The sequence below is a fragment of the Elusimicrobiota bacterium genome (genome assembly GCA_041660925.1).
GTDB lineage: Bacteria > Elusimicrobiota > Elusimicrobia > UBA1565 > UBA1565 > JBAZUV01.
Genome location: JBAZVI010000005.1, coordinates 228,038 through 241,721, shown reverse-complemented (window position 1 = coordinate 241,721; position 13,684 = coordinate 228,038). Strand labels below are relative to the sequence as shown.

The following is a 13,684-nucleotide window of genomic DNA, read 5'->3' as shown; positions in this document are numbered from 1 at the left end:
GCTTTTTCCTCCCCCCTCTCGAGGGGGGGGGACGCGAGGGGGGAGGGAGTATTAGAAATGGAAATAGGCGCCGATGTGGCGGGCGGCGCCGGCCGCCCAGCGCGCGAAGCGCTCGAGCGGCCGCACCGGGTTCGCGTCGAGGCGCTTGAGCAGGGCCAGCGAGAGAAGATAGGCGTTGCGGTAGTGGGGCAGCGAGACGGCCTTGATGTTGTCCCCCACCCCATGGATGCAGTCCCAGATGACCGACTCCGAGGCGCCGAAGAGCGTCATCGCCGGGATGCCGAAGCGGCGGAAGGAGGAGGAGTCGGCGTCGCCTCCCCAGAAGTTGACCTCGGTGAGCTGATGCTTCTCCTCGCCGGCCACGCGCTTGATGAGCTCGAGCAGCGACTTCGTCGAGTTGTTCTTCCAGGAGTAGGTCCCGTCCACCGCGAGGGTGTCGAGGTTGAGGTTGGAGTCGATCTTAAGCTTCTGCCCCTTCGAGAGGGCCTCGAGGTAGGCCGCGGAGCCGAGCAGGCCCTCCTCCTCGCGGGCGAAGGCGGCGAACACGTAGGTCGCCTCCGTGTCCATGTCCCGCATCGCCTGATAGAGGTTGATGACCATCGTCGCCCCGGTCCAGTTGTCGATGACGCCGTAGCCGCCGTCCCCCTCGACTTTGTCGTGGTGGCTGCCGACGACGACCACGCGGTCGGTGCGGCCCTTCTTGATCACGTAGACGTTGTTGTGCCCGCGACCGGCGTTCTGAAGGACGATCTCCTCCTGCTTCGCGCCCGCCTTCTGGAAGAGCTCGACGATGGCGCGCTCGCGCTCGGCGTTGGTCAACGGGGAGACCTTGAGCTGGTCGTAGACCTGCGCGTCGTCGGCGACCGCCCCCTCGGGCCGGACGCCCTGCTTCCTATAGACGACCGCGCCCTCACCGTTCTCGAGGCCGGGATGGAAGAGCCGGCCGGCGCCGGCGAGGAAGTCCTCAGGCGCCGACGCAGGGACCGCCGTCCCCTCGGGGGACGACTTCGACCCGGAGTAGAAGCCCTCCAGGCGCGAGAGTGCGGAGGACCCGCCGGTGTCGGTGCGGAAGTCCTGCTGGAGCCGGCGCAGCGAGGAGAGGCCCTCGGCGGCCGGGCCGAGCTTCTCGAGCTTCTCCGCGGCCTGGACCCCGAGTTCTCCCTGCGCGCGCAGGGCGGCCGCGGCCGCATGGCGCGCGGCAGGATCCGCAAGGACCGCGGCGATGAAGCGGGCCGCTTCGGCCCCCTCCGAGCGCGCGGCGGCGGCGGGCGCGGTGGCCAGCGCCGCCCGGGTAAGGTAGACGGCGGTCGCGGCGGCCGGCGCCGGCAGGGCGAGCCGGACGGCGGTCGCGTCGAGATGGACGTTGAGCGCGCTCAGGAAGCCCGGCGCGGAGAGAGGGACCGTCCGGTTGACCCCGGCCGCAGCGGCGGCGCCGACGACGCCGGCCTGCGCGAGGCCGGCGGGGACGGGCGCGACGGACACGGTCTGGGCCCAGCCGGCGCAGGGGGTCGCGAGGGCGAGGAGGACTGCAAGGATGCGTGAAAAAGGTCGGTTTTTCATACCTTATAGCCTACCAGCTCCGTCGGGAGCGCAGAAGGGCATTCAGGCCCAACACCCCCTCCGGCAGGGGACCCAGCGGGCCTGGGTCCAACCACCTAGTATGGGGTCCCTGCACGGTTCGCGGCAGTCCAGTTCCTCGAACCACCCTGGCTAGACCCCAAAGCGGCCCTTTTCTCCCCTTCCGCTCCAACCCCTGCGCTCCCTTCCCGGCTATCCTGTGGATGAAGGGAAGCAGCCGCAGACCGGAGACATGCCGCAGGGAGGGATGAGATGAAGACCATGATAGCCGTCGTCGCGATGCTGGGAGTCCTGTCCGCAGCGGGTCATGCCGAGCCGGAATCGGAGCCCCAGGCGGACGACGGGGTGCCCGCGATCACCGATGCGGGAGCGGTCGAGGTTCCCGCCATGGTGCTCGCGCAGAACGACGACCAGGACCTGAAGATGCTCGAGGCCAAGATGCACGTCGCCCGGATGAAGCTCGTCAAATCAGGTCAGATCCAGAAGAAGCGCTCGACGTGGCAGACCAATAAGAACGGGGACAGGGTGTGCGCCGAACAAGCCGATTATGTGGCCGGGTATCTGCAGGGCAAGAACATCAGCGGGTATTTCCCCAGCGCGGGCGGCAGGGAATTGAAGGGACTCATGCGGCCAAGCGGGAAACTTCCCCCTGGATACAAGGTTACTCGGGAGCAGAACAGGAACGTCCATTCGTACATCCCGGGACTCCAGGAAAAGGAAGTCCAGCATCGGTGGGTCAATGTGGAGACGCCGAAGCATAAACACGTAACGCTCGATCCGTGGGCGAACAAGGCCTTCAAGGGGAAGGCGCCGGCCGACTATGCTCGCAAGGACGTGAAGACGCGAGTGACGACGATCCGCGAGACGGTGCCGCCGCTCGACCTCCCCGACCTTCCCTCTCCGCCCAGACTTCCCTGACTCGATAGGAAGAATCTCGAAAAATGAGACACCCCGGCATCCCTTTCAAGGGATGCCGGGGCTCTATTTTCGGCGGACCGTAAGATGGAGACCGACGACGGAGGAGACGACGACGGCCGCGCCGTCCGGGATCTCGCCGCTCTCGGAGCGCGCGTCCCAGAGCTCTCCGCCGATGGCGACCTTCCCGGCGGGCGCGAGCGCGCCGGCCGCATGGCCTTCGGCCCCGACGAGGGCCTCGCTCCCGGTGGCCACCGGCCGCCGGTAGGCGCGCATGACGATCCAGGAGAGGAAGGCGACGAGACCGAGCAAGCCGCCGAGAGTCCCCCCGAGCACGTCCCAGGAGACCCCGAGTCCGCCCAGCGCGTGGTGCCGGAAGAGCATGAGGACGCCGAGCAGGGTCGCGGCGACGCCGCCGAGGGCGAGCATCCCGTAGCTCGTGACCTTGATCTCGAGGAGGAAGAAGACGAACCCCGCCAGAATGAGGAGCACCCCCGCGTAGCTCGCCGAGAGCGTCTCGAAGGAGTAGAAGGCGAGGATGAGAGAGACCGCTCCGACCACGCCGGGGAGGATGAGGCCGGGGTGGTAGAGCTCGATGAAGAGCCCGCCCGCGCCGAGGCTCATGAGGATCATCGCCACGTTGGGGTCGCTCAAGGCGGCGAGCCAGCGCTGGCGGCGCGTCATGGGCCAGCGCTCGAGCTCGGCGCCGGCACTGCGCAGCGGGCGCTCGAAGTCCGCGAGCTTGCGGCCGTCGATGGCCTTGAGCAGATCTTCGAGCGAGGGCGCCTCGAGGTCGACGACCTTCATCGCCACGGCCTCCGAGGACGCGATCGAGGTGCTCTTCGTCACCGCCTCGAAGGCCCAGGTCTCGTTGCGCCCGCGCCGATGGGCGATCGACTTGATGTACGCGGAGGCGTCGGAGGCGACCTTCGTCTCCATCGTCTTGTCGGCCTCCTCCTTCTTCCCTCCGGGCAGGCCGCCGCCTCCCCCGCCGATCATCACGGGATGCGCGGCGCCGATGTTGGTCCCGGGCGCCATCGCCGCGACGTGAGCCGCCATCGTGATGAAGACCCCCGCGGAGGCCGCGCGCCCGCCCGAGGGCTGAACGTAGACGACGACCGGCACGCGCGCGGCGAAGATGCCCTTCACGATGCCGCGCATCGAGAGGTCCAGCCCGCCGGGGGTGTCGAGCTCGATGACGAGGAGGTCGCTGCCGCGCCGCTCCGCCTCGGCCACGGCCTCGACGAGGTACTCCGAGGCCACGGGGCTGATGACTCCGCTGAAGGTCGCGACCAGCGCCTTGGGAGGCGCCGTTTTCGCGGGCGCGTTATGCACAGGGCCCGTCACCGTCGCGCCCGCGAAAGCGACGCTCTGCATCAGCCAACCTAGACTCGCGATGATGAGAATATTGTTCTTCATGGTCGTTGCCGCACCTCTCATCGCTTCCGAAGCCCCCGGCAAAACGCGGTCAACCGCGCCGCGTTTTGCCGACTAAGATATTTTCCCCATTCGGGACGGCGGCCAGTAGATGAACCAGGCCTTGCCCTTCACGTACTTCTGCTGGACCGGTCCCCAGTAGCGCCCGTCGCAGGACCGATCGCGGTTGTCGCCCATCATGAAGTAGGCGTCCGGCGGGACCACCACCGGGCCGAAGTTGTCCATCATCATGTCGCCGATCCGGCGGTCGAGCATGCGTGTTTCCCACAGGGACTGATACTGCTCGAGCTTGAAGGGGAGGTCCACTTTGGGCATGCGCGCGACGTTGAGATACTGCGTGTAGGGCTCCTTGCCGAGCGCCTGGCCGTTGATGGAGACGACCCCGTTCTTCACCTCGACGCGGTCGCCGGGCAGACCGATGACGCGCTTGATGAAGTCCTTCCCGTATTGCGGGCTGCCGCAATGGACCTCTTCGGCGTCGTCGGTCGGAAAGCGGAAGACGACGATGTCTCCGTGCTGGACGGACTTCCAGCGCAGGACCCGCTTCTGCGTGAAGGGGATGCGCACGCCGTAGACGAACTTGTTGACGAAGAGGTGGTCGCCGATGCGCAGAGTGGTCTCCATGGAGCCCGAAGGGATCTTGAAGGCCTGGACCACGAAGTACATGAGGAAGGAGGCGAGCAGGACGGCCGAGAAGACGGTCTCGGCCCACTCGAGGTCCTCGTTCATGTAGTGTCGCCGCTTCTCGCCCCCGCCCTGGTCGCTCCAACAGCGCCAGAACCCCAGTCCGCCGAGCAGCAGCGCGGCGGCGAAGGCCGGCGCGAGCTGGCGGGCCGACCAGAGGTCGGCGCCGGCGCCGTGGCGCCGGCTCTCGAAGGACATCATGGCCACCACCGCCACCGCGAAGCCGGCGATGGCGAAGAAGAGCGCGTGCCAGGCGGCGGAGAAGCCGCGCCGGTCGAGTTTCCCGTCCTCCGTCCAGCGCTTGGTGAGCCAGGCGTAAGCGCCCATCGCGATGCCGATCCAGAAGAGCCTTTCTTCCATGAGGGTTATCCTTTACTGATTGATCTTGAGCACGGCGAGGAAGGCCTCCTGCGGGATCTCGACGGACCCCAGGAGCTTCGCCTTCCGCTTGCCTTCCTTCTGCTTCTCGAGCAGCTTGCGCTTGCGCGTGATGTCGCCGCCGTAGCACTTGGCCAGCACGTCCTTGCGCATGGCGGGGATGGACTCTCGCGCGATGATGCGCCCGTGGACCGAGGCCTGCACGGCCACCTCGAAGCCCTGGCGCGGGATGAGCTCCTTGAGCTTCTCGCAGAGCGCCTTGCCCATCGCGTAGGCCTTGTCCTTGTGCACGATCTGGCTGAGCGCGTCGACGCCCTCGGCGTGGATGAGGATCTCGAGCTTCACGAGGTCCGAGGTCTGGTAGCCGGCGGGCTGGTAGTCGAAGGAGGCGTAGCCCTTGGAGACCGACTTGAGGCGGTCGTAGAAGTCGAGGACGATCTCCGAGAGCGGCACGTCGAAGCGGACGATCATGCGCTCGCCGGAGACGTACTCGATCGAGCGGTGCACGCCGCGGCGCTCCTTGAGCAGGGTGATCACGGGCTCCTGGAAGCGCACCGGGAGCACGATGGTCACGTGCACGAACGGCTCTTCGATGGCCTCGATGTCGCCGTAGTGCGGGAACTTGGCCGGGTTGTCGAGCACGAGCCAGTCCTCGGGGCCGGCCCCCTTGGGCTGTACCCGGAAGACGACGTTGGGGCTCGTGACGATGAGGTTGAGGTCGAACTCGCGCTGGAGCCGCTCCTTGACGATGTCCATGTGGAGCAGGCCGAGGAAGCCGAGGCGGAAGCCGAAGCCCAGCGCCTGCGAGGTCTCGACCTGATAGTTGAAGCTGGAGTCCTCCAGGTTGAGCTTCTCGAGCGCCTTCTTGAGCGAGCCGTAGTCGGCCGGGTTCACCGGGAAGACGCCGGCGAAGACCACGCACTTCGCCTCCTTGTAGCCCGGCAGCGCCGCCGGGAGCTCGCGCCCGACCTCCATGATGGTGTCGCCCACGCGGACCTCATGGATGTCCTTGAGCCCGCCGACGAGATAACCGACCTCGCCGGCGTAGAGAGCGTCGGACGGGGTCTGCTTCGGGGTGAGGTAGCCGACCTCCTCGACGGAGAGGATCTGCTCGCTCTTCGAGTAGAAGCGGACCTTCTGACCTTTCTTCAGCGCCCCGTCGACGACGCGGATGTAGAGCACGACGCCGCGGTAGGGGTCGTAGAGGGAGTCGAAGACGAGCGCCGCGAGCGGCTTGTCCACCGAGCCCCTCGGCGGCGGGATGCGCTCGCGCAGGGCCTGGAAGACCCCGTCGACGCCCTTGCCGTCCTTGGCCGAGATGTGGACCGTGTCCTCGAGGATCTTGAGGACCTCGAAGATCTGCTCCTCGACGGCCTCGACGTCCGAAGAGGGCAGGTCGATCTTGTTGATGACCGGGACGAGCTTGAGGTCGAGGGCCTGCGCGAGGTCGGCGTTGGCGAGGGTCTGGGCCTCGACTCCCTGGGTGGCGTCCACGACGAGAAGCGCCCCCTCGCAGGCCGCGAGCGCGCGGGAGACCTCATAGGAGAAATCGACGTGCCCCGGGGTGTCGATGAGGTTGAGGATGTATTCCTTGCCGTCGGGCCCCGTGTGGAGCATGCGCACGGCCTTGGCCTTGATGGTGATGCCCCGCTCCTTCTCGAGCTCCATCGAGTCCATGATCTGGGCGCTCATCTTGCGCGGGTCGACGGTGCCGGTGCGCTCGAGCAGGCGGTCGGCGAGCGTGCTCTTGCCGTGATCGATGTGCGCGATGATCGAGAAGTTGCGGATCCGCGAGGGATCCGGAGGTCCGCCCGCGCTCATGGCGCCACGTCCGAGAGCACGCGGCGCACGGCGTCGCTCTCCGACTGAAGGAGGGACTGGCGCACGGCCTCGCGCAGGTGCTCCATGTGCAGCCCGCGCACGATCTGCTTGATGCGCAGGAACATGCGCGCCGAGACCGAGAGGACGTCCACCCCTAGACCCACGAGCAGCGGCACGGCCTTGGGATCGGAGCTCATCTCGCCGCAGACGGTGACGGTCTTGCCGTGGCGATGGGTGACCTCGACGATCTCGTGGAGAAGGCGGAGAACCGCGGGATGGAAGGGGTCGTAGAGGTGCGCGACGTCCTCGTTGATCCGGTCGACGGCGAGCGTGTACTGGATGAGGTCGTTGGTCCCCACCGAGACGAAATCCGCCTCGGAGAGCAGGGCGTCGAGCATCAAGGCGGCCGAGGGGACCTCGACCATGATGCCGAGCTCGATGGGCCTGGGCAGGACGACGCCCTCGCCCGCGAGGTCCTGCTGGACCTGCACGAAGAGCCGACGCGCGGTCTGCAGCTCATGGAGCGTCGAGACCATCGGCAGCATGATCTTGACCTTCCCGTGGGAGGAGGCGCGCAGGATGGCGCGGAACTGGGTGCGCAGGAGCTCGGGATGGCGCAGGAAGAGGCGGATGCCCCGCAGGCCCATGAAGGGGTTGGCCTCGTTCTTCGGGTTCTCGAGCCCCAGGTGGGCCGTGCGGTCGCCGCCGATGTCGGCGGTGCGGATGACCAGCGGCAGAGGGTCGAAGGCCTTGGCCGCCTGCGCGTAGGCCTTCATCTGCTCCTCCTCGGGGGGAGCGCCGGTGCGGTTGAGATAGAGGTACTCGGTGCGGAAGAGGCCGACGCCGTCGGGCTTCAGCACGGTGAGCGCCTTGAGGTCGTCGAGGGAGTCCAGGTTCGCCATCATCTTGAGCTTGTGCCCGTCGGCCGTGACCGTCGGGACGCCGCGCAGGGAGTCGAGCGCTTCCTCGTCCTTGATGAGCCTGCGGCGGGTGAGCTGGTACTTCGCGACGGCCTCGGGGCTCGGGTGGATGATGACGAGGCCCTGGTCGCCGTCGAGGATGACCTCGTCGCCGGTGCGGATGCGCCGGCTGGCGTCGGAGAGCCCGACGACCGCGGGGATCTTGAGGCTCTGCGCGAGGATGGCGGTGTGGCTGGTGCGGCCGCCGAGATCGGTGACGAAGCCCAGGACGTTGCTCTCCTTGAGGTTCAGCGTGTCGGAGGGCAGCAGGTTGTGGGCGACCAGAACCGCCGGCGTGCGGATGTTCGAGAGGGACTTCTTCTCCTGCTTGAGCAGGTGCGAGAGCAGGCGTTTGCCGACGTCGAAGAGGTCGTGACGGCGCTCGCGGAAGAACTCGTCCTGGATCTTCTCGAAGGCCTGGTTGACGCGCTCGAGCGCCTCGGAGAGGGCGAACTCCGCGTTGACGCGCTCCTCGACGATGCGGCGCGTGACGTCCTTGGTGATGAGGGGGTCGGTGAGGATGAGGCGGTGCGTGTCGATGAGCCGGGCGTGCTCCTTGCCGAGCATCTTGAGCACCTTGGCCTCGGCCTGGTCGAGGTCGTGGTAGGTGGCGTCGAGCGCCGCCTTGAAGCGCCGGATCTCCTGGCGGATCTTGGTCGCCGGGATCTCCAGCCGGGTGACGACGATCTCCTCGGGTTCGAGGGTGTGCGCCTTCCCGATCGCGATGCCCGGGCTCGCCGCGACGCCTTTGATGACGATCATGTTCCCTTCAATCCTCGTCGAACTTGCGCTTGAAAAGTCCTTCGAGCTGGTCGAGCGCCGCGTCCTCGTCGGGGCCGTCGGCGGCGACGCTCACCCGTTCCCCGAAGGCCGCGGCCAGCATCATCAGCCCCATGACGCTCTTCCCGTTGACGACGACTTCCTCCCCGTCCATGTGCTTGCTGACCTTGATGTCGGAGCGGAACTTCGAGGCCGTCTGGACGAAGAGCGAGGCCGGCCGGGCGTGCATCCCCAGCCGCGGCGTCACCGTCAGCGTCCTGGTCTTCATGTCAGCGCTCCGATGATGACGCCGAGCGCACAGAGCCCGGCGTAGATCCGCGCGGCGCAGATGCCCCGCGCCTTGAGGGCGAGGCAGGCCGCCAGCACGGCGAGGTTCCACGGCGTGAAGCTCCCCCACGGGGGCACGATGAGCGCGGCCAGCGCGGTCGACCCGACGAGGACGAGCCCGGCCGTCCGGAGCGCCGCCGCTCCGCTCTGCCAGGGCCAGCGCCCGAGCGCCTTCGGCAGGGACTCCTGCTCCTCGAACCCGATCCTCAGCCCCTCCCAGCGCGTCCAGAGCGCCGCGGCGTTGAAGAGCGCGAGGTAGAGCAGGCAGCCGGCGAGGACAGGGAAGGGGACGTCGAGCGTCCAGAGTATCCCCCACGCGGCCACGGCGGCGGCGGCGCACGCCGGCCGAAGGGAGCCCCAGAAGAAACGGTCGCCGAGCGCGGCGAGGCCCGAGGCGAGCGAGCGCTTCACGGCCGACAGCCGTTCGGCGGCGGCCGCGGCGCGGGCGGGGTCCGTCTCCCGGGAGAGGCGTTCTTCCATCCCCGCGGCGGCGCCGAGCGCGAAGCCGGACATGTAGGGCTGGGTGTTGAAGTACTCGAGATGGCGCTGCGCGGCTTCTGCGCGGCGAGGCCCGTGCGCGCGCTCGAGCGCCGGCTCGAGCGCGAAGAGGAATCCGAGGTTCTGCATGCGCTCGAAGCTCCAGGCGCCCTGGAGCAGGAGGGAGCGGGCGAACACGCGGCGGCGCAGGCCCGCGCTCACGCGCGCCTCCGCAGGGCGTCGAGGAGCACGGCGAGGCCCAGCCAGAGCGACCAGTCGAAGGCCTTCTGCAGCCCGCGCGTCAAGGCCGCCGGCAGCGCGTCCCAGAGTCCCCCGAGGATCGGTCCGCCGAGCGCGACCGCCCCGAAAAGAAGCGTCGCGGTCAGCGCGGCATGGGGCAGCAGCGAACGCAGGAAGATCCGCCGCCAGGGCACGGCGACGCCCGCGGCGAGGGCCTCCTCGGCCAACGCGTTGAGTCCCGCGCGGCGCTCGCGCAGGACCTTCTCGGCGAGCGCGTGCAGCTTCCCCGCGGCGAGTCCGGCCGGGAAAGCCGCGGCCGCGGGAAGATCGCCGGGACCGGCCGAGAGCAGGACCGCGGCGACGACCGCGACGCAGCCGTTGAAGGGGACGTGGGAGCCGGCAGGAACGCTCTCGCAGGAGAGCGCCTCGAAGAGAGCGCCGAAGGCGACGCCCTCCCAGGGGGCTCCGAGGAGGGTGCCGAAGAGCGGACCGGCCACGATGGGGCGCGAGACCATCCATTGCCCCACGCAGAGGTTGTCGAGCTCGAGCGCGGCCGCACCCGCGCTGAGCAGGGGGAGTCGGGTCGCCCACCAGAGGCTCACGGCCGTCCCCTCAGCAGGGCCCCGACGTCCTCGGCCGGTTCGGACGGCACGGCCCGTCCCTCGAGCCGCACCCCGCGCGCGGCGATCGCTTCGAGCGCGGCCTGGTCCGCGGCCGAGATGAAGATGGCCCGGCCGATGCGCACGCGGCCGGCGGCGTGGTGGAGGCCCCCGACGTTGACGGAGTCGAAGCGCGCCCCCCCCTCGAGGAGCGCGAGGACCTCGGCGGGACCGGGCGCGAGCACGAGCGCGGGCTCCGGGCTCTGCGCGGCGACCCGCACGCGCGCGAGGGCGTCGGCGACCGGGAGCACCTCGAGCGCCACCTCCTCGGGCAGGGCCAGGCGCATGAGCTGGCTCTGCATGGGATCGGCGGCGGCCGCGTCGGAGACGACGAGCACGCGCCGGACCTTCAGCTCGGGGAGCCAGCCTTCGACGACCTGGCCGTGGATGAGGCGGTCGTCGATGCGCACGAATCGGATCATCCGTTGGTCTTCGAGGCGACGAGCAGGGATTTCATGTCGACGATGGCCCGGCGCCCGCCGGAGAGCATGCGCTCGACCGTCTCGTCGAGTCCGCAGGTCCGGCGGCAGCCGAAGGCCGTCACGAGCATGTAGAGGTTGACGCCGCAGATCACCCGGATCACGGGGTCCTCGCGCACGACCCCCATCGCGATGTTGCAGGGGGTCCCGCCGGGCATGTCGACGGCTACGATGAGCCCCCCCTCGCCCTTGAGCTCCGAGACGACGGCGGCCAGCCGGGCGCGCACCTCGTCGACGCTCAGGCGCGAGGAGATCGAGACGCAGCGCACCCCGCTCTCCTGCGGCCCGACGATCTCCTCGGCCGCCTCGACGAGGTAGGCTCCGAACTCTCCGTGCGTGACGACGATGATGTTGACCAAGGGGGGCCTCTACCTGTTGATGTCCCGGTGGAATTCCCGCGCGCGGTAGCCGCATGTCTGCAGCTCGGCGGCGAGTCGGTGCGTGATGAAGACGCTCCGGTGGTGCCCGCCCGTGCAGCCGATGGCGACGGTCAGATAGGACTTTCCCTCCCGGATGTAGAAGGGGAGGAGCCCCGACAGCAGCCGGGAGAAGTCGCGCAGGAAGGTCCGCGCCACGGCGTTGCGGAGGATGTAGGCCTGGACGGGGCGCTCGAGCCCGGTCCGCCGCTTGAGCCCCTTCACATAGTTGGGGTTGGGCATGAAGCGGACGTCCATCACGAGGTCCGCGTCGAGCGGAAGGCCGTGCTTGTAGCCGAAGGAGACCAGCGAAAGGTTCATCTCCTGCGTGCGCTTGAGCGCGAGCATCGCGGAGAGGGTCTCCTTGAGCTCCCCGAGCTTCATGTCGCTGGTGTCGAGGACGCGATCCGCCGCGGCTTTGATCTCCAGCAGGCGCCGGCGCTCTTCGCGGACGGCGTCGAGGATGTTGAGCCCCAGGGGGTGGCGGTGGCGGGTCTCCGAGTAGCGCTGCACGACGACCCGGTCCGAGGCGTCGAGGAAGAGGACGCGGACGTCGATCCCCTTGCGGCGCAGGCCCCGCAGGGACGAGGGGAAGTCGCGCAGGAACTCCCCCTCACGGACGTCGATGCCGAGGGCCACGTCGCGCGCCTTGCGCGACTCGAGCAGGAGGTCGGCGAAGCGGTCGAGCAGGGCCAGCGGAAGGTTGTCGACGCAGTAGAAGCCGAAGTCCTCGAACGCCTTCAGGGCCTGGCTCTTCCCGGCTCCCGAGATCCCGGTGAGGACGATGATCCGCCGTCCGGTCACCGGGGCCGTCCGGCGCTCCTTCATCCGGCGCTCCGCCCCCGGGTCGTGCTCATCCGGGCGATGAGGGTCTGATTGAAGGTCTCGGCGCTGAAGTAGCCCTGGGTCTTGAGGCGCTGGTTGAGCGAGGCCACCTCGATGAGCACGGCGAGGTTGCGCCCGGGGCTGACGGGGATGCGCACCATGGGGACGTCCACGTCGATGATGCGCGTCGTGCCGCGGTCGAGCCCGCTGCGCTCGTAGACCATGTCGGGCTTCCACATCTCGAGCTGGATGACCATGCCGATCTGCGACATGTTGAGGATGGAGCCGATGCCGAAGAGGAGCTTGACGTCGATGATCCCCAGGCCGCGCACCTCCATGTAGTGCTTGAGCGGCTCCGGGCAGTTGCCCATGAGAACCTGCCCGTGCTTCTGGCGGATCTCGACGATGTCGTCGGAGACGAGGATGTGCCCGCGTTTGACGAGCTCGAGGGCGCACTCGGACTTGCCGATCCCCGCCTCGCCCTGGATGAGGACCCCGAGGCCGTAGACGTCGACGAGGACGCCGTGCAGGCGCACGACGGGCGCGAGCCGGTCCTCGAGCAGGGCCGAGAGCTCGCCGATGAAGGTCGCGGTGTCCAGGCTCGTGCGCAACAGGGGGATCTTGAACTTCCGGCAGGCCTGCGCGAGAGGGGCCGGGGTGCGAAGATTCCGGGTGATGACGAGACAGGGGATGCCGGGGAGCTTCAGCATCGCCGTCAGGTTCTCGGAGAGGGTCTTCTCCGGGGCCTTCAGGCAGTAGTCGTGCTCGCCGCGCCCGATGATCTGCACGCGCTCGCCGCGGAAGTGCGCGTCGTAGCCGGCGAGCGCCAGGCCGGGGCGGTTGACCTCGGCCGTGGTGATCGTGCGGTCGAGCGCCTTCTCCCCGACCACGAGCTCCAGGCGCAGGCGATCGCGCTGCTCCTTGAGGAGCTCGCCGACGGTGAGATGCTTCATGGGTGCCGGGTCAGCGCCCGGAACGGACGCCCGACTTGACGGGGGTCAGCAGGCCGTAGGAGTCGTCGAGCCGCCGGTAGATCACGTTGATCTGGCCCGTCTCCAGCTCGTGGAACATCCAGAAGTTGAAGCCCATGCGCTCCATCTGCAGTGCGGCCTCTTCCGCGCTCATGGGGTCCATGGAGACCTGCTTGATCACCGAGATGCGCACCGGCTCCCCGGAGAAGGTCGCCGGGACTTCGAGGTCCTCGGGGGCGAAGCCGCCCTTGTGGTGGTCCTTGCGGCGCTCCTTGTACTTCTTGAGCTGAACGTCGATCTTGTCGCTGGCGAGGTCGACGGCGGCGTAAAGGTCGGCCGCCTCGGCGACCGCCCGGAACGTCTGGCGCGAGGCATGGATGATGATTTCCGCCTGATGCGCCCTCTTCGAGACGGAGAGGGTCACCTGGGCCCAGACGATGTTGTTGAAGTACTTCTGCGCCTTGCCCACCTTCTCTTCCACGTAGGTGCGGATGGGGGTGGTCAGACGCATCTGTCGAGCGGTGATGTTGATTTTCATGGGAAGGCCTCCGAAGCGGGAATCGCCATATTCAACCACAATGTTCCGACCCTGTCAACGCCGTTGACTTACGCGCACGAGACTTAGTATATTCACATACAGTGGCGTCCATCCCGTTCGGACGGTCGCCGGGGCTCTTTGTTTTGAACAATTTTAACTCGAATATCGTCGGGGATGTCGTTTTATACTTTAAAAACAAT

General features: G+C 68.1%; 14 protein-coding genes. 1 reads left to right on the top strand and 13 read right to left on the bottom strand.

All coding sequences use genetic code 11. The annotated features are described in order from the left end of the window. Window positions 1-51 precede the first annotated feature (51 nt). On the bottom strand, window positions 52-1,560 hold the full coding sequence (locus WC969_09125) for a M28 family peptidase (protein ID MFA6030002.1): 1,509 nt from the start codon (window positions 1,558-1,560) through the stop codon (window positions 52-54). Between the two features lie 270 nt (window positions 1,561-1,830). Here WC969_09125 and WC969_09120 point away from each other — a divergent pair, with 270 nt between their 5' ends. Next, window positions 1,831-2,496 (top strand): hypothetical protein, encoded by a 666-nt coding sequence (locus WC969_09120; protein ID MFA6030001.1) that lies wholly within the window; start codon window positions 1,831-1,833, stop codon window positions 2,494-2,496. 63 nt (window positions 2,497-2,559) lie between these two features. Here the strand turns inward: WC969_09120 and WC969_09115 are convergent, their stop codons facing one another. The 12 genes from WC969_09115 to raiA form a co-directional block, all read right to left on the bottom strand. Beyond that, the gene (locus tag WC969_09115) at window positions 2,560-3,912 is read right to left on the bottom strand and encodes a nodulation protein NfeD (protein ID MFA6030000.1); all 1,353 of its coding nucleotides are present in this window, start codon (window positions 3,910-3,912) and stop codon (window positions 2,560-2,562) included. Window positions 3,913-3,984: 72 nt separating this feature from the next. Beyond that, entirely contained in the window at window positions 3,985-4,974 is a 990-nt protein-coding gene (gene lepB, locus WC969_09110) for a signal peptidase I (protein ID MFA6029999.1), read from the bottom strand. 12 nt (window positions 4,975-4,986) lie between these two features. Next, entirely contained in the window at window positions 4,987-6,813 is a 1,827-nt protein-coding gene (gene lepA, locus WC969_09105) for a translation elongation factor 4 (protein MFA6029998.1), read from the bottom strand. Next, a complete protein-coding gene (gene ptsP, locus WC969_09100; GenBank protein ID MFA6029997.1) occupies window positions 6,810-8,534 on the bottom strand; it encodes a phosphoenolpyruvate--protein phosphotransferase in 1,725 nt (574 codons plus the stop codon). Before ptsP ends, lepA begins: the two co-directional genes overlap by 4 nt. Window positions 8,535-8,541: 7 nt before the next feature. Then, entirely contained in the window at window positions 8,542-8,820 is a 279-nt protein-coding gene (locus WC969_09095) for an HPr family phosphocarrier protein (GenBank protein MFA6029996.1), read from the bottom strand. After that, window positions 8,817-9,578, bottom strand: coding sequence for a PTS system mannose/fructose/sorbose family transporter subunit IID (locus WC969_09090; GenBank protein ID MFA6029995.1), 762 nt, complete (start codon window positions 9,576-9,578; stop codon window positions 8,817-8,819). The genes WC969_09095 and WC969_09090 overlap by 4 nt, the downstream gene beginning before the upstream one ends. Continuing rightward, window positions 9,575-10,198 carry a PTS sugar transporter subunit IIC gene (locus WC969_09085; protein MFA6029994.1) on the bottom strand — a complete coding sequence of 208 codons (624 nt, stop codon included), beginning with the start codon at window positions 10,196-10,198 and terminating at the stop codon, window positions 9,575-9,577. Before WC969_09085 ends, WC969_09090 begins: the two co-directional genes overlap by 4 nt. Then, window positions 10,195-10,677 (bottom strand): PTS sugar transporter subunit IIB, encoded by a 483-nt coding sequence (locus WC969_09080; protein MFA6029993.1) that lies wholly within the window; start codon window positions 10,675-10,677, stop codon window positions 10,195-10,197. The genes WC969_09085 and WC969_09080 overlap by 4 nt, the downstream gene beginning before the upstream one ends. After that, entirely contained in the window at window positions 10,674-11,093 is a 420-nt protein-coding gene (locus WC969_09075; protein MFA6029992.1) for a hypothetical protein, read from the bottom strand. The genes WC969_09080 and WC969_09075 overlap by 4 nt, the downstream gene beginning before the upstream one ends. Window positions 11,094-11,102: 9 nt before the next feature. Further along, window positions 11,103-11,978, bottom strand: a complete 876-nt coding sequence (gene rapZ, locus WC969_09070) for an RNase adapter RapZ (GenBank protein MFA6029991.1) — start codon at window positions 11,976-11,978, stop codon at window positions 11,103-11,105. Next, window positions 11,975-12,928 (bottom strand): HPr(Ser) kinase/phosphatase, encoded by a 954-nt coding sequence (gene hprK / locus WC969_09065; GenBank protein ID MFA6029990.1) that lies wholly within the window; start codon window positions 12,926-12,928, stop codon window positions 11,975-11,977. Before hprK ends, rapZ begins: the two co-directional genes overlap by 4 nt. 10 nt (window positions 12,929-12,938) lie before the next feature. Further along, window positions 12,939-13,484, bottom strand: coding sequence for a ribosome-associated translation inhibitor RaiA (gene raiA / locus WC969_09060; GenBank protein MFA6029989.1), 546 nt, complete (start codon window positions 13,482-13,484; stop codon window positions 12,939-12,941). Window positions 13,485-13,684: the final 200 nt, after the last annotated feature.